Genomic DNA, 19,301 nt, shown 5'->3' with positions numbered 1-19,301 from the left:
GGATAAGCCCTACCTTCTTCAGAGGGTAGGTGGAGCCTGTCACTTCGGTCAGCGGCCCGTCCCCGCACACGGTATATGGCGCGTCGCTCAGGCCCTGAGCGGCGCCAGCACGTCGAGATCAAGAGCCGAATGGCGGTCGAGCCGTCCTTCGGCGGGCGGAAGCGGGTATTTCAGGCCCGTCGCGCAATTGAAGAGAACGACCCGTTCCCCGCGCTCGACGAGGCCGTCGGTAACAGCCTTGCGATAGGCTGCCAGCGTCGCCCCGCCTTCAGGGCAGAGCAGCAGCCCGTCCTGGCGCGCGGTGTCATCGACCGCGTTGAGGATCGCGTCGTCGTCGACGGCCAGGGCACGACCGCCCGAGGCGCGCACCGCCCGCAGGATCAGGAAATCGCCGACTGCGCGGGGCACGCGGATGCCCGCCGCCACCGTGGCCGCATTCTCCCAGCGCTCGGCATGCTCCTCGCCTGCCTCGAAGGCCCGCACAATGGGTGCGCAGCCGGAGGCCTGCACCGCATACATGCGCGGCCGTGCCGAGCCGATCCAGCCAAGGGCTTCCAGCTCATCGAAGGCCTTCCACATGCCGATCAGCCCCGTGCCGCCGCCGGTGGGATAGAAGATCGCGTCCGGCAACTGCCAGCCGAACTGCGCCGCCAGTTCGAGGCCCATCGTCTTCTTGCCCTCGATGCGGTAGGGCTCCTTCAGGGTCGAGAAATCGAACCACCGCCCTTCCGCCGCACCGCGCCCGACGATGGCTCCGCAGTCGTCGATCTGGCCGTTGACGCGCCAGACACGAGCGCCCTGCGCAGCAATCTCGCGAACGTTCACCTCGGGCGTTTCCTCCGGGCAGAGCACGATGGTCTCGATGCCCGCGCGCGAGGCGTAAGCCGCCAGCGCGCCGCCGGCATTGCCGTTGGTCGGCATGGCGATGCGCTTTACGCCAAGCTCGCGAGCCATCGCCACGGCCAGCGCAAGACCGCGCGCCTTGAAGGAGCCGGTCGGCAGGCGTCCCTCATCCTTGACCAGAACCCCCGCGCCTCCCGAGACGGGGATCGGGATGAGGGGCGTCTCGATCTCGCCCAGCGCGATGATGTTCTCCGCATGGCGCACCGGCAGGAGTTCGCGCCAGCGCCACAGATCCGTCTGGCGGGAGGAGAGCTCTTCACGCTTGAGCGTGCGGGCAAGGGCCTCAAGGTCGTAGCGCACGAGAAGAGGGCGTCCGGCTCGCGACAGGCCATGCAATTGGCCGGCCTCGTAGCGCTCGCCTGTCAGGGAGCATTCCAGATGGCTGACGAAGTTGGGCCGCTCGGCCGTCACGTTCTGGTTGATCGTCATATGCGTCTCCCTGCCCTACCGTATCTGCGGTTCAGCTCTTCGCGGCCAGTTGCGCATCCATGAGAATGGGAGCGCGCTGTGAGACGATGGCGCGCTCAAGAAGATCGAGGCGGTCCTGCCCCCAGAACGGCTCGTCACGATAGAAATAGTAAGGGGCCCCGAACATCTGCCGATCCTTGGCCTCCCGCGTCAGCGCAAGTTCACGGGCGCGGAGGTCCTCGTCGCCCTCAGCCGCCAGAAGGTCGCGCCCCGGGAGGCCGCTCCTGTCCGCAAGCTGCACGAGCGTGTCGGGGTCCGCGATATCCAGTTCGTCGCCCCACACGGCCTTGAGGCCGGCATGCGCAAAGGCTGCCACATCCAGCCCCTCGCGCAGGGCGGCCAGTAGCATCCGATGACCCAAGGAAGGGTCTGCCGGGTAGAATCTTGGATGAAGGTTGAGCGGAATACCCCGGATCTCGCGCCAGCGCTGCATCTCGACAAGCCTGTAGGCCTGCCGCTGCAGCGGCCTTTCCTTCACCGGCTTGCCGCCTGCATGGGCGAACACCTCCATCAGATTGATGGGGCGGTACGACACCTCGACGCCGTGCCGCGTCACGAGATCCTGAAAGGCAAGGCTGCCGACATAGGACCACAGCGAGATGAAGCTGAAATAGTAGTCGATCCGGGGGTGCTGCGGGTCGGTCATGGCATTAGCTCCCGATATAGGCTTCGCGGATGCTCGGCTCGTTCGCGATCAGGGCCGAGGGGCCGTCGAGCACGGTACGGCCCTGGTCTATCACATAGACATGGTCCGCCAGTTCGAGCGCGATCTCCACATCCTGCTCGACGAGGAGAAGGCTGGTGCCGCCGTTGCGGACGGTCTTCAGGGTTTCGGCCAGCTGGTCCACGATCGCGGGCGCAAGACCCAGCGACAATTCATCGATCATCAGCAGGCGGGGAGCGGCCATCAGCCCACGCGCGATGGCGCACATCTGCTGCTCGCCGCCCGACATGGTGGTGGCGTCCTGCCGCCGCCGTTCCGCGAGGCGCGGGAACAGCTCGTACATGCGTTCGATATCGGCCCGGATCGCCGCGCGGCCGTCGCGGCGCAGATAGGCGCCGAGCATCAGATTGTCCTCGACATTGAGGCCCGTGATGAGGCGGCGGCCTTCCGGCACGTGGGACAAGCCCAGCTGCACCGCAGTTGCAGGCGGCGAGTCCGCAATGTCCTCGCCGCCGAACGTGATGCGCCCCGCAAGGGGTCGCAGCAGCCCGGACAGGGTGCGCAGGATCGTGGTCTTGCCCGCACCGTTGGAGCCTATCAGGGCCACGGCCGCACCGGGCTGGACGGCGAGGTCCACGTTCCAAACCACCTGAACGTCGCCGTATCCGGATTGCAGGCCGGAGACCTGGAGCAGCGGAGCGCTCATATCCCGGCTCCTGCGAGGCGGGCGGCATAGCGGCGGCCAAGATAAGCCTCCACCACCGCCTCGTCGGCCATCACCTCGCGCGTGGCGCCGTCGGCGATCAGACGGCCATGATGCAGCACGACGATGCGGCTGGCCGCACGGGTGACGACTTTCATCAGGTGTTCGATTAGCAGGACCGTGACCCCTCGTGCCGCGATGGACAGGATGAGCTCCAGCGCATGGTCGATCTCGGCGGTGTTAAGCCCTGCATTCACCTCGTCCAGCAGCAGGAGGGTGGGGTTCAGGGCAAGGCTCTTCGCCAGCTCGAGCCGCTTGCGGCCGGCGAGCGTCAGGGAGGCGGCCGGCTTGTCCGCCTGATCCGACAAGCCGCAGAAATGGAGATGCTCGGCGGCCTTGCCGCGTGCGGAGGCCAGGCTTGTCTCGCCGCCCGCGAACAGGGCGGCGGCCGCAACGTTCTCCAGCACCGTCATGGCGGGAAAAGGCTGCACGATCTGGAAGGTGCGGGCGATGCCGCGCCGTGCGATGCGGTCCGGCCGCATGCCGGCGATGGATTCCCCCCGGAAGTGGATGGTGCCGGCGCTTGGCTTGTGCACGCCGGTAATGACGTTGATCAGGGTCGTCTTGCCGGCGCCGTTCGGACCGATCAGGCCGACGACCTCGCCCTGCTTCAGTTCCAGCGTCACGTCGTCCAGAGCCTGAAGGCCGCGGAAGCGCTTGCCGAGATGCTCGATGCTGAGAAGCGGCTCGGTCATCGTGCAAACCTCCCCTTGAGCCAGCCGACGAGCCCGCGCCCGCGCAGTTGCCGAAGGCCGCCCGGCAGGAACAGGACCAGCAGGACCACGAGCAGCCCGAGAATGCCGGCGTGAAAGTCGAGAAGATTGCGCCAGAGCAGCTCTTCCAGCCCCAGATAGACCAGCGCGCCCAGCACAGGCCCGGACACGGTGCCGACGCCGCCCAGCAGCGCCATCAAGATCGGCTTCACGGAAAGTGCGCCGTCGTAGACATCGGTCGGGTCGATATAGGTCACCCAGGATGCATAGGCTCCGCCGGCCAAGCCTGCGAACAGGCTGGACAGGACCAGAGCGATGGTCTTCGCCCGGCGTGTATCGATGCCGATGATCTGTGCGGCGTCCTCGTTCTGCGCGATGCAGCGCAGGGCGACGCCCAGCTTCGAGCGATCGAGCCAGAGGCTTGTGCCGAATGTCGCGGCGGCCAAGATGAGCATGGCGGCCAGGTAGACATAGGCATCGTCGACGACCGAGCCTCCGATCAGCGGCAGGTTCATGCCCATGCCGCCGCCGGTCACATCGGTCCAGGAATTGGTGAGTTCGCGCAGCACGTCGGCCACGACAAGGCTTGCGATGGCGAAGTAGCGTCCCCGCAGGTGGAGGATGGCCGATCCAAGAAGCGCCGCGAAGCCTGCGGCGAGCAGGCCCGCGCAGCCCCAGGCGAGAAGCAGCGGCACGCCATTGGTTTGCGCCACGCCCGTGGCATAGGCGCCAAGGCCGAAGAAAGCGGCCGTCGCGAAGGATGGATAGCCCGCGAAACCGCCGATGATGTTCCATGCCATCGCGAGCGTGGCGTACATGCCGAACATGGTGGCGAGGCGCAGCACGTAATTGTCGGCCTGCAGCGCGACGAGCGCGAGCACCGCCAGCGCAGCAATGGCAAGGACGGCGTTGCGCGGGTTCATGCGAAGCCCCTCCGGCCCAGCAGGCCCGAAGGGCGCACCATCAGCAGCACGATCAGCAGCATGAAGGCCACCGTGACGGCGTGCTCGGGTCCGAGGAACAGCGCGCCGTAGCTTTCGATGACACCCAGGGCGAACCCGCCAAGCACCACGCCGGGAATGCTGCCGAGACCGCCCAGCACGCAGATGGCGAACGCCTTGCCGAGATAGCCGGCCGATGCCAGCGGCGAGATGGGGAAGATGGCGCTCAGCAGGGCGCCGGCGCTGCCGGCCATGAAGGCGCCGAGCCCGAAGGCGATGGCGTAGGTTCCCGAGACGTTGATGCCCAGCAAGGCGGCCGCGTCACGGTCCATGCGAACGGCAATGATGGCGCGGCCAAGCTGGGTCGAGCGCAGCCAGATCCAGAGCGCACCCACGATGACGAGCCCAGTGAGCGTCGCGTAGACGCGGTCCACAGGCAGGATGATGCCGCCAAGCTCGAAGACGCCGAGCGGCGGATCGAGGATGACCTTGCGGAAGTCCGCGCTGAACAGCGCGATCATCGCGTTGTCGAGAAACAGGTTGAGGCCGAAGGTCAGCAGCAGCGTGATGAGGAAGGGCCGCGACATCACGGGATTGATGGCGAGGCGCTGCAGGGCGTAGCCGAAGACGAAGAGCACGAGACCCGCGACCGGCGCGAACAGGAAGGGGTTGATGCCCCATTGCTGGTGCGCGAAGAAGGCGAGGTAGCCGCCCAGCACGATCATGGAACCGTGCAGGATGTTGATGACGTTCAGCACGCCCCAGACAAGGGAGAACCCGGCGGCGATGCAGGCGTAAAGCCCCCCGATCGCAAGCCCGTTGACGAGAACCTGTAGCCAGAGCATGCGGGACATATCCTGCGGCCGCGATCCAGGGGATCACGGCCGCGACCTGATTGTTGATGGTTACTGGGCCAGCCCGGCCTTGAATTCGCCGGTGGCAATCTCCGCCGGATAGATCACCTGCACCTTGCCGCCCTGGAGCTGGAGAACCGGCGGGACATAGGAGTTGGCGATGCCGGAGGGCGCGAAGGAGATGGGACCGAAGAAGGTCTTGAACCCGCCCTTCTTCAGCTCAGCGCGCACCGCGTCACGATCCGTGGACCCCGCGCGCTCGATGGCAAGCTGCAGAACGACACCGACAGCCGAACCCGAAGCCTGGGTGAAGTCGGGATCGCCGTTGTACTTGGCCCGGAAAAGCTCGACGAATTTGGCCGACGATCCGAACACGTCCTCGCTCTGGTACTTCACCACCGGGTGGAACCAGCTTGCGGTGGTTACATTCTCGGCCAGCGGACCGACAGCGTTGATCCATTCCTGGTAGGCCGGGCCGTTGATGAGCGTCAGCGCCTTGCCGGTGACGCGCAGCTCGGCCGCCTGCTTTCGGACGGTGATGAGGTCGTTGATGTAACCCGTCACCACGATCCAGTCCGGGTTTGTGGCGCGCAGCTGCGTCAGCGCGGAAGAATGGTCGAGCGTCCCGATGGCGTACTTCTCGAAGAAGACCACCTCGAGGCCGCGCTTCTTGGCGCTCTTCTCGAATTCGTTCGCCAGCGAGAGCGGATAGAGGTCGTTGCGGGCCAGGATGGCCACACGCTTCACATCCGGGATCTTGGAGGTGATGACATCGGCCAGCGGCTCGCTGAAGGTGCTGTTGTCGGTGTAGACGCCGTAGAGGTTCTGATAGCCCTGGTTGAACACCTCGGCCGACGAGGCGGAGGAGGCGATCATCGGCACCCCGTACTTCTCGGCCACCGCGCTCGTCGCCTTCGCGGCTCCGGAGCCGAACGGCGAGAACAAGAAGTCCACCTTATCGTCGGTGATCAGCTTCTCGGCCAGCTGCACGGCGCGTGGCGTCTGCGACTGGTAGTCGTAATAGCGCAGCTCGACCTTCAGCTGCTTGTCGCCGACCTTGATGCCGCCGGCATCGTTCACCTGCTGCTGCCAAAGCTCATAGCCCTGCTTCAGCTTGGTGCCTTCCGGCGAGAGCGCGCCGGTCACCGGCAGCGGTGCTCCGATTTTCAGAACATCCTGGGCCTGTGCCACCGAAAGACCGCCGACGAGGCCAATGGCCATCAGCAGGTTACCTAGCAAGAGCTTCATCACGCATAATCCCCGCAATTTCAGGGCCCTTCCGTATACCCACAGACAACGTATGTGAAGTCTTGATAATATCATTTTTGATCTGTGTTTTTTCGTTGCGAGCATGTCGCGTCGGTCATCGAGCGTTACGTCCGTCCCACATTGGTGACGTGCACAACGACCGGCAGCATCGCCACCACGAAAATGAACCGGACGATGTGGTGCACAGAGATGAAAGCCGGGTCCAGGCCAAGGATAAAGCCCAGGATCGTCATGCCTTCCATCGCGCCCGGCAGATAAGCGAGGAGCACAAGCTCCAGCGGCTGGTCGAAGAGCGCCGAAGCTGCCGCCGCGGACACCAACGAGACCGCCACGCCTATGCCGAACACGACGGTGACCGCACGCATCGAGCCGACGAGTTCTCGCAGGGTAAGCCTCGAAACCTGCGCACCGATCATGATGCCGACCACCAACATCGCGGCGTTCAGGATCACGGCGGGGATTTCGCCTTGCACGCTCGCCGTCGCGTAAAGCCCGCCGCTTGCCGCGAGAGATCCCACCATGAGGCCGGCCGGCAACCGGCACAGCAAGGCCAGCACCCCACCCATTGTGGAGACCGCTGCCAGCAGGGCGAGATCACCCGGCGTGATCGACGCATGGTAGGTCGGCAGGGCATCCAGCCCGGCAGGTGGATGAGGGAAGATCAACGGCACCGTGGCCATCAGCGTGACCAGCCGGACGGTCTGCGAGAGGATGATCTTCTTGTGATCGACAGGGAAGTCTGCCGCCGTCGCGATCACTGCCGGCAGCGCACCGGGAGCCGTCGCGAAGAAGGCGGTGCGGACGTCCCACTTCTCGACGCGCCACAGATACCATGTGGCCCCCACCATCATCACACCGAGCGAGATGATCGAGACGGAGATCGTGCCGAGCCACACCGCAGCATGCCCGACGACCTCGGCGGTGATCGCCGAGCCGAAGGTCATGCCGAGAATGACATAGGACGTGTTGATCGCCGCTGATGGCAGTGCGAACCGCCCTCCAAAGGCAGCGACCAGCGCCGCTCCGGCGAGGCCGCCGTTGAGCCATGCGGCCGGAAAGGCCACGAGGTCCAACGCAAGGCTGATCGCACAGGACACGAGTACAGCCGCAGCAAGCCAGAGCCATCTCCGCACCGAAACCGCATCCATGCCGTTCAACCGGCGCGTACAGGCGAGGACCGGCTGGTCCGGATCATCCGACGAGCAGCTTTGGATTGTTCATCAGGCAAGTGCCGCACCCATCGACTCGATCAATTTCTGACACGCCGCGAGTTCATCGACATAGACGAATTCGTTCGGCTTGTGCGCTCGCCCGATATCTCCGGGTCCGCAGATGATCGAGGGTAGGCCGGCCTTCTGGTAGAGCCCCGCCTCCGTCCCGAAGCTGACGGCACCAAGCGTCGGCAGACCCGTGAGTTGCTCTATGAGGGTCGCGAGCGGAGCGTCGGACGGAAGCGACAGCGCGGGGTAATCGCTCAAGGGCTCCCAGGTCACGTCGATCTTGTCCGTTCTGAGGGCATCCGCGACAGCACGAACCTGCTCAAGAAGCGATGCCGGATCGATGCCGGGAATGGCGCGGGCCTCGATCTCGGCCACGCAGAGGTCCGGGACGATGTTGAGCGCCTGCCCTCCCCTCAAGGTGCCGATCTGCATGGACGAGTAAGGCGGCTCGAAGACTGGATCGAAAGGCCCTTCGGCGAGGCTTTCCGCAGTCGCAACGGCACGCGAGAGCACCTGCACCATCGCGTGGATCGCGTTGGCCGCCTGGTCGGGACGCGCCGAATGACCCGACTGGCCGTGCACGACAACGCGCGCCGCCGCCTTGCCCTTGTGGGCGCGCACGCCCCTCATTCCGGTCGGCTCGCCGATGAGCGCGCCGAGGGGCGGTGCGCAAAGCTCCGGCAGGTGGCGGATGAGATGAGGCACGCCGCGGCAGCCCGCCTCCTCGTCATAGGAGAAGGCGAGGTGGATGGGCCGCTCCAGCCGCTGTGCGCGCAAAGCGGGGACGCTGGCGAGAACCGCTGCCAGGAAGCCCTTCATGTCCGACGTGCCGCGCCCGTACAGCGTCCCGCCGTCCTGCCGTAGCTGGAACGGGTCGGAAAGCCAGCCCTCTTCGCCGGCTGGAACGACGTCCACATGGCCTGAGAGGATGTAGCCCGGGCGCTCAGCCGGCCCGATCGTGGCGAACAGATTGGCACGGTCGCCTTCGGGCCCCGGCAGCACCGAAGCCGCGACCCCATGGCTTGCAAGGTACCCGACAATCCAGTCCAGGATTTCGCCATTTGGCGTTCCGACAACAGAGGGAAAGCCAATCAGGCGTTCCAGGATCTGGACCACGTTCATCTGCAAGCTTCCCCAAAGTCGAAGATGAAGGGGACGAACAAGACGTCGCCCCTCCCGGACGGCGGCTCTGCTATCGTGCCGCCTTGCCCTCGAAATAGTCGGCGCGCACAGCGGCGCCGATCAGGTTCACGATCAGCCGTCCTGCCGTGATACAGGTAATTTGGTTAACGTCGGTCGCCGGCGTGATTTCGACGACGTCCATTCCCAGCACGCGCCCCTTCTTCACCAGCCCATGGATGAGGCTGCGGGCCTGCATGAAGGTCATCCCGCCGGCACACGGCGCCGCGACGCCCGGCGCGATGCCCGGCTCGAACGCATCGAGATCGACCGTGATGTAGTAGCGGCCGCCGTCCGGGATCATGTCCAGCACATGCTGGATGCCGCGTTCATGGAGATCGTAGGCCGAGATCAGGTGCGCACCATAGGCCTTCGCCGCATCGAACTCCTCCTGACGGCCGCTGCCGCTCGCGTGGAGGCCGATCTGGAAGATCTCGCCGACATGGCTCATTTCCGATGCGCGGCGGATGGGGCTGGACAGCCCGTGCGTCACCCCGTTCACCTCCTCCCGCCAGTCGAGATGCTGGTCGATCTGGATGAGCGTGATCGGGCCCTGATCGTCCAGTGCCTGGATGATCGGAATGGGGATCGAATGATCGCCGCCAAGCACGATGGGCATGGCACCGGATGCCACGATCTTGCGCACCGCCGCCTCGGCCCGCGGAATGTGGCTCTTCAGCTCGCGCGGATCGGCATAGACGTCGCCACAATCGACCGCACGGATCGGCCGGTTGTCGTAGAGCGGGCCGCCCACGTCGAAGTCGTAGCGTTCGATGGAGCGAAGGATGCGGTCGGTGGCCCGGCGCATCGCAAGCGCTCCACGGCTCTGGTCATTGGCGATGTCGGCGAAGGTGTAGGACTCGCCATAGGGAATGCCGAGGAACGCGATGTCCGCGTTGATGGTGTCCAGGTCCGCGCACGGCTCCGAGTACAGGAACGTCGTGTGTTCGGGCCTGGCGGGGATCGTCAGTGGCATCTTTGCCTCCTTGAACAAGTGCGGATTTCGTCGCGCGCGAACGCCGACTGCGGTTTCGGAGAGTTGAGAGGGCCTTCGGCTGTGATGCGAGCTTCAAGGCTCGTCAGTGGCCGAGCACCTGGGACAGGAACAGCTTGGTGCGTTCATGCTGCGGATTGCGGAAGAACTCTTCCGGCGGCGCCCGCTCCACGATCTGACCGGCATCCATGAAGATCACCTGGTCGGCCACCTGACGGGCAAAGCCCATCTCGTGCGACACGCAGATCATCGTCATGCCCTCTTCCGCGAGGCCGACCATGACGTCGAGGACTTCCTTGATCATCTCCGGGTCGAGCGCCGAGGTGGGCTCGTCGAAGAGCATGACCTTCGGGTTCATGCAGAGCGAGCGAGCAATGGCCACGCGCTGCTGCTGACCGCCCGAGATCTGGCTGGGATATTTGTTCGCCTGCTCGGGGATCTTGACGCGGGTGAGATAGTGCATCGCGATCTCTTCCGCTTCCTTCTTCTTCATCTTGCGCACCCAGATCGGCGCAAGCGTGCAGTTCTCGAGAATGGTGAGATGCGGGAACAGGTTGAAGTGCTGGAACACCATGCCGACTTCGCGCCGCACGACATCGATGTTCTTGGTGTCTCCAGTCAGTTCGGTGCCATCGACGACGATCCGGCCCTTCTGGTGCTCTTCGAGCCTGTTGATGCAGCGGATCATCGTCGACTTGCCCGAGCCTGACGGTCCGCACACCACGATACGCTCACCGCGCCTGACGCTGAGGTTGATGTCGCGCAGGACGTGGAAATCGCCGTACCACTTGTTGACGTCGACGAGTTCGATGATCTCCCGAGCGTCCTCGGAAGAAAGCTGGCGTTCTGTGCCCGGCAGGGATGGAGAAGGATGTGGCATCTTCAGACTAGAGCCTTCCTGTGGCGGGCATGAACCCGGACGATGGTGAAGCGTGGCACGCCACGCGCAATGTCGGCACGGTCAAACCACCAGCCTGCGCTCGAGCCAGCGGCCGCCCAGCGAAATCGAGAAACAGATCACGAAGTAGATGAGCGCCACCGCGCCGTAGGCGACGAAGGGCTGGAACGTCGCATTGGCGATGACCTGGCTGGCCCGTGTCAGTTCGACGAAGCCGACAATGCTTGCCAGCGAGGTGTTCTTGACGATCTGCACCATGAGGCCGATCGTCGGCGGCACCGAAAGCCTCAACGCCTGCGGCAGGATGACCAGCCGCAACTGATGCCAGCGGTGAAGGCCGACGCTCGACGAGGCCTCCCACTGGCCGCGAGGCACGGCCAGAACGCAGCCATACCAGGTCTCCGTGAGATAGGCGCTGCTGTAGACGGACAGGCACAGGCTGGCAGCCACGAGCGGCGATGTCTGGAAGCCGACAAGCGCCAGGCCGAAATAGACAAGGAAGAGCTGCATGAGCAGCGGCGTTCCCTGGAACACCTGCACATAGACCCGGATCGGCCCGGCGGCGAAACGCGGGAAGAACAGCCGGAGAACCAGCAGAAGGAGGCTGACGCTTGCGCCGCCCGCGAACGCGATCAGCGAAAGATAGATCGTCCACGGAACGGCATAGAGCAGGTTCCGGAACACGTCCCATGTCGTGAAGTCGTTCATGCCCGGCCCGCCGCTGCAAAGTTCCCGAACAGGAAACGACGGCCCATCCAGACCAGCATTTCGCGGAACAGGATGGCCAGGAAGAGATAGAGGATCGTCACGACGATATAGGCTTCGAAGTTCCTGAACGTGCGGCTGGCGATGACGTTCGCCGCATAGGAAAGCTCGGCCACGGAGATCTGGCTGCAGAGCGCCGAAGCGAGAAGGATGATGACCAGCTGGCTGGTCATGGCCGGCCAGACGCGCTGGAAGGCCGGCGGTATGATGACGAGGAAGAAGGCGTGCGCCGGCTTCAGGCCCAAGGCGCCCGCCGCCTCATACTGTCCGCGAGGCGTCGCCTCGATGCCGGCACGGATGATCTCGCAGGCATAGGCGGTCAGGTTGATTGTCAGCGCCACGATGGCCGCCGTGAAGCTGTCCATCCGCAGGCCGAGAGTCGGCAGGCCGAAGAAGACGAAGAAGATCTGGCCGAGGAACGGTGTGTTCCGGAAGAACTCGACATAGGACCGGATGATCCAGCGCAGCCATCTGGGCGCACGCAGGCTTCCCCATGCGCACAAGGTGCCGAGACCTACGCCGAGGAAGGACGAGATGAGCGTGAGGGTCACGGTCATCATCAGGCCGTTCAGCAGGCTCGGCCAGGCGGCAAACACGTCCTGAAACGCGGCTAGGGTCATGGGCGGATCATCCCAGCGTTCGGCATGTCAGGTGACACGGGTCAGGAGATCGCGGACCGGCTTGTCCGCATCCACTGCGTCCAGGGAGTCCAGCAGCCTCCGGGCGCCGTCGCTTCCAAGCGAAGGCTCCGCGCACGCCATGAACTTGGCACGCAGACCTTCCGGCGTCAGCGGATTGGCCGCGGCGCCAACCGCATGCGAGAGATAGTCGGTGTGAGCGCGCCCATCGCGGGTCAGCACAGCCACGGCGGCGCCTTCAGGTGCCGCGGCACATCTCTCGGCGTCCCACATCGGCCCGCTGACCATGCGCACGCGCTCCATCATCGCGCGCAGAGACGCGCTGTTGACCACCTCGTCGCCGAGTTGGTCGAGGCCCGGCGCGCCGCAGCAGATCGTCGCCGCGATGGCGAACTCCATGCTGAACTGAGCTTCCCGCGACGTTGCCGGCCGAGAGTGCTTCAGATTCGCCACCACCACGGGGGGCACGTCGCACAACACGGACTCGATGTCGTCCGCCGACAGTCCTTCGCGCCTGACGATGGCGGCCACGGCATCGACGGCCGCATGCGAGGACAGGCATATCGGGTACTTCTTGACGTCGATGCCGGGATGCTCGAGCCGCCAGGCGCGGCCCAGATCGCGGAAGGCGGTCTCGTCGAAGACGCCTTCGGTGTGAAGGGCGGCAAAGCCGGTCGGGTGCGAGAATACATTGCCGGGGCCGGTTGCACCCGCCGCAGCGAGGCAGGCCCATTTCACGCCGGCTTCGGCGGCTCCGCCCGCGTGCAGCGCCTTGGCGTCGGTGCCGAAGCAGGCCTTGCTTCCGCCCGCTCCCACTGTGACGAGGCCGATGCAGGAGCGCATCTGCGCAGGCGACATCTTGAGAAGATAGCCGGCTGCAACGCCAGCACCGATGGGTCCGAGCAGGCCGGTCGTCCACCAGCCCTTCTGGTAAAGGTCGAGCCCTGCTGCGGCGCCGACGGCGTATTCGCACTCCGCCCCGACGGTGATCGCCGTGATGAGGTCGGCGCCGGTGGCGTCCAGTTCCTGGGCCAGCGCCAGAGCGGCTGGAATGATGACGGCCGAGCCATGCACGAAGCCGGCATAGCAATTGTCGTCGAAGTCCAGCGCGTGGGCCGCCACGGCATTGCAGAATGCCGCAGGGGCGGCGGACAGCTTGGCGCCCGATCCCAGCACGTCGGCTGGGCCGGGACGTCCCGCCCGTTCGACATAGCTTCGGGCGGTGCCGGCGACATTGGTGCCGGCACCGGCCACGGCGACACCCAACGTGTCGATCACGCAGGCCTTTACGATCTCCCGGATGCGGGCGGGAACGTCGTCATGGGCCAGATTTCCTGCCCATTCCGACAACGCCGCCGACCCGTCCTGCACATCGTGCTTCATCGCTGATTGCCTGTATCTTCCACGCAGGACCTGCCGCGACGTTACTCGGGAAGATCGCCGGCAGGTGCGCCCAGCCACTTGCGGGACAAGCGGTCGATCTCGTTGCTGGCCTTCGCCTCGCGGATGATCTCGTTCACCTTCGCCAGCAGCCTGGTCTCGCCCTTCACCACGCCGACATAGCAAGGCGCGTTCGCCAGAACGATCTTCAGTTCCAGATCGAGGTTCGGGTTGCGCTGCTTGATGGCGGCCGCGACTGCGGTGCCCGATGCGAACATCTCCGCCTGGCCCGACATGAATGACGCGATGGTGCTGTTGTTGTCCTCGAACCGCTGGATCTTGGCAGCGGGCGCAAGGGTCTGCAGTTCCTGATCCTGCATCGAGCCGCGGGTCACGGCGATCGTCTTGCCGCCGAGGTCCGAATGCTCCTTCACCGGCGGCTCCTTCTTGCCGAACACGGCGTCGAAGAACGGCGAATAAGCGATGCTGAAGTCGATGACCTTGGCGCGTTCCTCGGTCTTGCCGAGCGAGGAGATCGTCAGGTCGGTCTTGCCGGACTGCAGGTAGGCGACGCGGTTCGGCGCCGTCACCGGCACCAGCTCGAGCTTCACGCCGAGCTTGTCGGCGATCAGCTTGGCGACATCGATGTCCATGCCGCGCGGCTGCATGTCCGGGCCGACGGATCCGAAGGGCGGATAATCCGTCGGCACCGCGACGCGAATGGTGTTGCGGCTGGTGATGGTGTCCAGCGCATCCGCCAGAGCGGGAGCAGCTGCCGCGAACGAGGTCATAAGCCCAATGGCCGCGGCGAAAAGAAGACGTGCTTTCATGACTGCATCCTCGTCGTTGTCTGATGGATCTGCTGGAACTGCACCGTGAATTAAGCGGCCTAGTCGGGGATCACCGCCGTTGCGTCGACCTCGACCAGGTACTCCGTGCGAGCGAAGGCCGTGACGACGATGCCCGTGGAGACGGGGTACACGCCCTTCAGCCAACGGCCGACGACGCGGTAGACGTCCTCGCGATAGCGGGGATCGGAAATGTAGATCGTCAGCTTGCAGATGTGGTCGAGCTGGCTGCCGCATTCCTTCAGCAGCATGTCGATGTTCTGCATCGCCTGCTCGGTCTGGCCGGCCACGTCGCCGATGCAGACGCACTCCGACGTATCAAGATTCTGACCGATCTGGCCACGCAAATAGACCGTCGTCCCACGCGCAATAACAGCCTGGCAGAGATCGTTGTCGATGCTCTGCTCCGGATACGTTTCCTTGGTGTTGAACTTGCGTATTCTCGTATGGGCCATGTCACCGATCCTGGGGGCAGACGTCATGAGCGATCCAGTGCTTGCCGAGGCCCGCTATTAGCTCGCTGCTCCAAAAATGTTACGGAAGGTTCAAACTTCCGAAAAGCGCTTTTTTTGCCACGGAGGTTTCGTTTTTTGATACCTTTAGGCCATGCTCAAGCTCGACTTCGATGAACGTGATCTTCGCTCGCTCCGCGTGTTCTGCGCTGTCGCGGAGGCTGGAGGCTTTACGGCCGCCGAGAAAAAGCTCGCGATGTCCAAGCCCTCGATCAGCCGCCACGTCCGCGACGTCGAGAAGAGGCTGGGGGTAAGGCTCTGTGAACGGGGACCAGGCGGTTTTAGCCTGACGCCGGAAGGCGTCGTGGCCCTCGACCTGGCATCGGCAGCCTTCCAGGCTCTAGGGCGAATTCGGCCCGAGATCGACGCCGTTCACGGTGTCCTGTCGGGGAAATTGGCTATCGGGATTGGGGAACACACGCTCACCCATCCCGACTGCAAGCTGCCCGAGGCGCTGACGGAGATCAGGCGTCTGGCTCCCGGAGTGGAGCCGCAGGTGCTGGTGATGACTTTTGCTGAACTTCGGCAGTCCTTGAACGACGGTCGGGTCGATCTCGTCATCAGAGGGCGGTATCCGGATGACCGCAACGTCTTCCACATACCGTTGTACCGCGAAACCCACAAAATATACGTCAAGGCGGGCCTGAAGGATGCAGATACCACCAAGCTGCCTCTGGTCTACAGGCAGCATCCCTACGTGGAGCGTGCGATACAATCGGGCCGTTACTATCGCGGCCCCAGCGTAATGGGCCTGGACTCTGTCGCGGCAATGGTCGCAACAGGTTTCTACCAGGGCTTACTGCCCACCCATTACGGCGACTCGATCAGCAAGAGGTTCGATATCATGATCGATTCAAAAGGGCCGGTCTACGAACATACGGGATGCGCGATCTTTTCAACCTCGCGCCCCCTCACCCAGCGAACCAACGCGTTCATCCGAATACTGAAGAAGCTTCATCCTTTCAGTGAAGTTTCCTGAGACTTCGGCACGGTTAACGGCTTCCAGGGCGGTATCGGAAGAGGATGTAGAAGCGGCGCCGCTTGACGATCGCCCCACCGATGAAGGGGGTTGCGGTCCTGCCGTGGTGCAGGCATCGATTTTCGGAAATGATGGCTCTGTTCAGCGTACTCCATCTTATCCAAGCATCGTGAGCAAACACCTGAAACATATCTTCGGCATCGAGAACGGCGCCTTTGCCGCCGCAGAACCCAACCTGATCGTGCTGCAACCATGAGCGTTCGATCGGACGGGCCGTGGCGGATCGGCGTGCTGTTTTCCAGCACGGGCGTGACGGCCGGAGTCGAAACGGCGCAGCTGCGCGCGACCTTGCTTGCCGTCGATGAGATCAATGCTGCGGGCGGCGTGCTCGGCCGTTCCGTGGAAGCCGTCGTTCGCGATCCGGGATCGGACCCCAAGCGCTTTCGCGCGCTGGCCGAACAGCTCCTGACGCGAGACGGCGTCCGCCTGATTTTCGGCTGCTACATGTCGAGCGCGCGCAAGCTCGTCCTGCCGGTCGTGGAGCAGCACCATGGGCTGCTGTTCTACCCCACGTTGTACGAGGGGTTCGAGTTCTCGGCGTCCTGCATCTACACCGGCGCGGCACCGAACCAGAACGCCCTGCAGCTTGCCCGCTACCTGCTCGACACCGGGCGGCGGCGGCTGCTCCTGATCGGCTCGAACTACGTCTATCCCTACGAGTCGAACCGCATCATGACCGATCTGGTGACCGGCGCGGGCGGCACGGTGGTGGACGAGATCTATGTGCCGGTGGACGCAACCGCCCGCCACTTCGAGCGCGCCGTGCAGCGCATGCGCGACACCGCTCCCGACGCCGTGTTCTCGACCGTCGTCGGGGCGCCGACCACCCTGCTCTATCGCGCCCACCGCGATGCCGGCTTCGATCCCGCCGCCATGCCGATCGCCAGCCTGACGACCGGCGAGGCGGAAGTCGCCGACATGGGCGCAGCCTCTGCGGAAGGGCACATCACCGCCGCGCCGTTCTTCGAAACCTTGACCAGCCCGGCCGCGCAGGCCTTCGTCTCCGCATTCAAGGCGCGGCACGGCGCAGAGGCTCCAGTACCCGCAGCCGCAGAAGCCGCATATCTCCAGGTGCATGTCGCGGCCGACGCGCTGCTCCGCGCCGGCAGCGACGATCCGCAGGCGCTGCTGCCGCAACTCCGCGATCGCGATTTCCCCGCGCCGCAGGGCCGAATCCGCATCAGCGGCGAGAACAACCATACGCATCTCTGGCCGCGGGTCGCGAAGGTCGACGCCGCCGGGCGCTTCCGGGTGGTGTGGGACCCCGGCGTGCGCGTGAAACCCGACCCCTATTGCGTGGTCCAGACGCTCAACGACTGGTCCGCCGACGCCTTGCCGGCAACCTAGGGGCTCCGCGGTGGCACTCGAGATCCTCAAGGAGTTGCGGGGCCTCAAAGTGGCCGTCATCCACCCGCCCGACGAGGACGGTGTCGGACTTGTCGATCACCTGCGCCGGATCGGCTGCGCGGCCGAGGCGCAATGGCCGCTTCCCTCCAGCTTTGCGCCGGGCACGGACGTGGCCCTGCTCGCCATCGACGCGGACAACCGGCTTGCGGTGGAAAGACTGCTGAAGAGCCACGATGCAGGTGGTCCGACACTCATCGCCATCGTGTCCTATGAGGATCCGCGCACGCTGCAGATGGTGATCGAGAGCGGCGCGCAGGCTGTCGTGGAGCGGCCGGTACGCCCTTTCGGCGTGCTGACGAGCCTGATCCTCGCCCGCAGCCTGTGGCTGAAGCGCGCCGAGGCCGAGAAGCGGATCCGCCAGTTGGAGCGCAAGATCGCGGGCATGCAGAAGACGCAGAAGGCCAAGACCATCCTGATGACGAGCCAGGGCCTGAGCGAGGATGAGGCCTACGCCACCATCCGCCGTCAGGCCATGACCAAGCGCGTCTCCATCGAGGACATGGCCGCGTCGATCATCAACGCATATGAGCTGTTGAACGGCCGCCCGAAAAATGATTAGGCTTTAGCCATGCTCAAGCCGCGTGCACTTGCATGCGGCGGGCGTCGGCCCACCAGAGTTGTTGGCCCGACCCGCGCTCCGGCGCGTGCACGTTTCCGGCGACAGAGCGGTCTGCCCTTTTCCAAACCATCGGGACGGTGATCCCGCCCAATCCATGCCGCTGCGCATGGTGGGCCATGACCGCTGTTCCATGTCTTCAACGCCTGAGAAGAGACGAGGACAAGCATGTTTCACGGAGACGTTTCGTCCAGCAAGGACACAGTCGGCGTCGCGGTCGTCAACTACAAGATGCCAAGCCTGCATACGAGGGCGGAAGTTCTTGCGAACGCCAAGAACATCGCCAAGATGATGAAGGGCATGAAGCGCGGCCTGCCGGGCATGGACCTGTGCATCTTCCCGGAATACTCGACCCACGGCATCATGTACGATGCGGGCGAGATGTATGAGACGGCCTCCACCATTCCCGGTGACGAGACCGAGGTCTTCGCGGAAGCCTGCCGCGAGACAAAGTGCTGGGGCGTGTTCTCGCTGACGGGCGAACGCCACGAGGAGCACCCCCACAAGGCGCCCTACAACACCCTCATCCTGATGAACGACAAGGGTGAGATCGTCCAGAAGTACCGCAAGATCATGCCGTGGGTGCCCATCGAGGGCTGGTATCCCGGCAATTGCACCTATGTCTCGGAAGGCCCCAAGGGCCTCAAGATCAGCCTCATCATCTGCGACGACGGCAACTACCCGGAGATCTGGCGCGACTGCGCCATGAAAGGCGCCGAGCTCATCGTCCGCTGCCAGGGCTACATGTACCCGGCCAAGGAGCAGCAGATCATCATGTCGAAAGCCATGGCCTTCGCCAACAACTCCTATGTGGCCGTGGCCAACGCCACCGGCTTCGACGGCGTCTATTCCTACTTTGGCCATTCCGCGATCATCGGCTTCGACGGCCGCACGCTGGGCGAATGCGGCGAGGAGGAGATGGGCGTGAACTATGCCCAGCTCTCGACCTCGCTGATCCGCGACGCCCGCAAGAACATGCAGTCCGAGAACCACCTCTTCAAGCTGGTCCACCGCGGCTACACCGGCATGATCAACTCCGGGGACGGCGACAAGGGCCAGGTGGCCTGCCCCTACGACTTCTACCAGAAGTGGATCAACGATCCCGAGGGCACCCGCGAGATGGTGGAAAGCTTCACCCGCAAGACCGTGGGCACCGAGGAATGCCCGATCGACGGCATTCCGAACGAGTCGACCAGCCACCGATGAGGATGAGGCGGCGCGGGAGCGATC

21 protein-coding genes are annotated in these 19,301 nt (G+C 64.6%); 5 read left to right on the top strand and 16 right to left on the bottom strand.

Features of this window, described 5'->3' with window-relative positions:
* Positions 1-87: 87 nt before the first annotated feature.
* The 16 genes from SCD90_RS07865 to SCD90_RS07790 all read right to left on the bottom strand — a co-directional run bounded on the left by SCD90_RS07865 (position 88) and on the right by SCD90_RS07790 (position 14,952).
* Positions 88-1,332, bottom strand: a complete 1,245-nt coding sequence (locus SCD90_RS07865; RefSeq protein WP_319844097.1) for a threonine synthase — start codon at positions 1,330-1,332, stop codon at positions 88-90.
* Between the two features lie 31 nt (positions 1,333-1,363).
* Complete coding sequence (locus tag SCD90_RS07860; RefSeq protein WP_319844096.1) at positions 1,364-2,017, bottom strand: 2-hydroxychromene-2-carboxylate isomerase; 654 nt, start codon at positions 2,015-2,017, stop codon at positions 1,364-1,366.
* A gap of 4 nt (positions 2,018-2,021) precedes the next feature.
* Positions 2,022-2,741, bottom strand: coding sequence for an ABC transporter ATP-binding protein (locus SCD90_RS07855; protein ID WP_319844095.1), 720 nt, complete (start codon positions 2,739-2,741; stop codon positions 2,022-2,024).
* On the bottom strand, positions 2,738-3,493 hold the full coding sequence (locus SCD90_RS07850; protein WP_319844094.1) for an ABC transporter ATP-binding protein: 756 nt from the start codon (positions 3,491-3,493) through the stop codon (positions 2,738-2,740). Before SCD90_RS07850 ends, SCD90_RS07855 begins: the two co-directional genes overlap by 4 nt.
* A complete protein-coding gene (locus tag SCD90_RS07845) occupies positions 3,490-4,434 on the bottom strand; it encodes a branched-chain amino acid ABC transporter permease (protein ID WP_319844093.1) in 945 nt (314 codons plus the stop codon). The genes SCD90_RS07850 and SCD90_RS07845 overlap by 4 nt, the downstream gene beginning before the upstream one ends.
* Complete coding sequence (locus SCD90_RS07840) at positions 4,431-5,297, bottom strand: branched-chain amino acid ABC transporter permease (protein WP_319844092.1); 867 nt, start codon at positions 5,295-5,297, stop codon at positions 4,431-4,433. Before SCD90_RS07840 ends, SCD90_RS07845 begins: the two co-directional genes overlap by 4 nt.
* Positions 5,298-5,357: 60 nt before the next feature.
* The gene (locus SCD90_RS07835) at positions 5,358-6,554 is read right to left on the bottom strand and encodes an amino acid ABC transporter substrate-binding protein (RefSeq protein WP_319844091.1); all 1,197 of its coding nucleotides are present in this window, start codon (positions 6,552-6,554) and stop codon (positions 5,358-5,360) included.
* A gap of 125 nt (positions 6,555-6,679) precedes the next feature.
* Positions 6,680-7,723 (bottom strand): AbrB family transcriptional regulator, encoded by a 1,044-nt coding sequence (locus tag SCD90_RS07830; RefSeq protein ID WP_319844090.1) that lies wholly within the window; start codon positions 7,721-7,723, stop codon positions 6,680-6,682.
* A 72-nt stretch (positions 7,724-7,795) separates the two neighbouring features.
* Positions 7,796-8,917 (bottom strand): acetylornithine deacetylase, encoded by a 1,122-nt coding sequence (gene argE, locus SCD90_RS07825; RefSeq protein ID WP_319844089.1) that lies wholly within the window; start codon positions 8,915-8,917, stop codon positions 7,796-7,798.
* 70 nt (positions 8,918-8,987) lie between these two features.
* Positions 8,988-9,950, bottom strand: coding sequence for an agmatinase (locus tag SCD90_RS07820; RefSeq protein WP_319844088.1), 963 nt, complete (start codon positions 9,948-9,950; stop codon positions 8,988-8,990).
* A 103-nt stretch (positions 9,951-10,053) separates the two neighbouring features.
* A complete protein-coding gene (locus tag SCD90_RS07815) occupies positions 10,054-10,848 on the bottom strand; it encodes an amino acid ABC transporter ATP-binding protein (RefSeq protein WP_425265656.1) in 795 nt (264 codons plus the stop codon).
* An 81-nt stretch (positions 10,849-10,929) separates the two neighbouring features.
* Positions 10,930-11,574, bottom strand: coding sequence for an amino acid ABC transporter permease (locus SCD90_RS07810; RefSeq protein WP_319844087.1), 645 nt, complete (start codon positions 11,572-11,574; stop codon positions 10,930-10,932).
* Positions 11,571-12,251: an amino acid ABC transporter permease gene (locus SCD90_RS07805; RefSeq protein WP_319844086.1), complete on the bottom strand. Its 681-nt coding sequence runs from the start codon at positions 12,249-12,251 to the stop codon at positions 11,571-11,573. Before SCD90_RS07805 ends, SCD90_RS07810 begins: the two co-directional genes overlap by 4 nt.
* Positions 12,252-12,278: 27 nt before the next feature.
* Entirely contained in the window at positions 12,279-13,652 is a 1,374-nt protein-coding gene (locus SCD90_RS07800) for an MmgE/PrpD family protein (protein ID WP_319844085.1), read from the bottom strand.
* Positions 13,653-13,693: 41 nt separating this feature from the next.
* Entirely contained in the window at positions 13,694-14,479 is a 786-nt protein-coding gene (locus SCD90_RS07795) for a transporter substrate-binding domain-containing protein (protein ID WP_319844084.1), read from the bottom strand.
* A 59-nt stretch (positions 14,480-14,538) separates the two neighbouring features.
* Positions 14,539-14,952 (bottom strand): RidA family protein, encoded by a 414-nt coding sequence (locus SCD90_RS07790; protein ID WP_319844139.1) that lies wholly within the window; start codon positions 14,950-14,952, stop codon positions 14,539-14,541.
* A gap of 151 nt (positions 14,953-15,103) precedes the next feature.
* Here SCD90_RS07790 and SCD90_RS07785 point away from each other — a divergent pair, with 151 nt between their 5' ends.
* The 5 genes from SCD90_RS07785 (at position 15,104) to SCD90_RS07765 (ending at position 19,277) form a co-directional block, all read left to right on the top strand.
* Positions 15,104-15,988, top strand: coding sequence for a LysR family transcriptional regulator (locus SCD90_RS07785; RefSeq protein ID WP_319844083.1), 885 nt, complete (start codon positions 15,104-15,106; stop codon positions 15,986-15,988).
* Entirely contained in the window at positions 15,975-16,244 is a 270-nt protein-coding gene (locus tag SCD90_RS07780) for a hypothetical protein (protein ID WP_319844082.1), read from the top strand. The genes SCD90_RS07785 and SCD90_RS07780 overlap by 14 nt, the downstream gene beginning before the upstream one ends.
* Positions 16,241-17,395: a transporter substrate-binding domain-containing protein gene (locus tag SCD90_RS07775; protein ID WP_319844081.1), complete on the top strand. Its 1,155-nt coding sequence runs from the start codon at positions 16,241-16,243 to the stop codon at positions 17,393-17,395. Before SCD90_RS07780 ends, SCD90_RS07775 begins: the two co-directional genes overlap by 4 nt.
* Before the next feature lie 10 nt (positions 17,396-17,405).
* A complete protein-coding gene (locus tag SCD90_RS07770) occupies positions 17,406-18,014 on the top strand; it encodes an ANTAR domain-containing response regulator (RefSeq protein WP_319844080.1) in 609 nt (202 codons plus the stop codon).
* A 225-nt stretch (positions 18,015-18,239) separates the two neighbouring features.
* A complete protein-coding gene (locus SCD90_RS07765) occupies positions 18,240-19,277 on the top strand; it encodes an aliphatic amidase (protein WP_319844079.1) in 1,038 nt (345 codons plus the stop codon).
* Positions 19,278-19,301: the final 24 nt, after the last annotated feature.

The sequence above is a fragment of the Terrihabitans rhizophilus genome (assembly GCF_033898525.1).
In the GTDB taxonomy this organism is placed as follows: Bacteria; Pseudomonadota; Alphaproteobacteria; order Rhizobiales; family Methylopilaceae; genus Flaviflagellibacter; species Flaviflagellibacter rhizophilus.
This window is presented reverse-complemented; position numbering and strand designations above follow the sequence as displayed.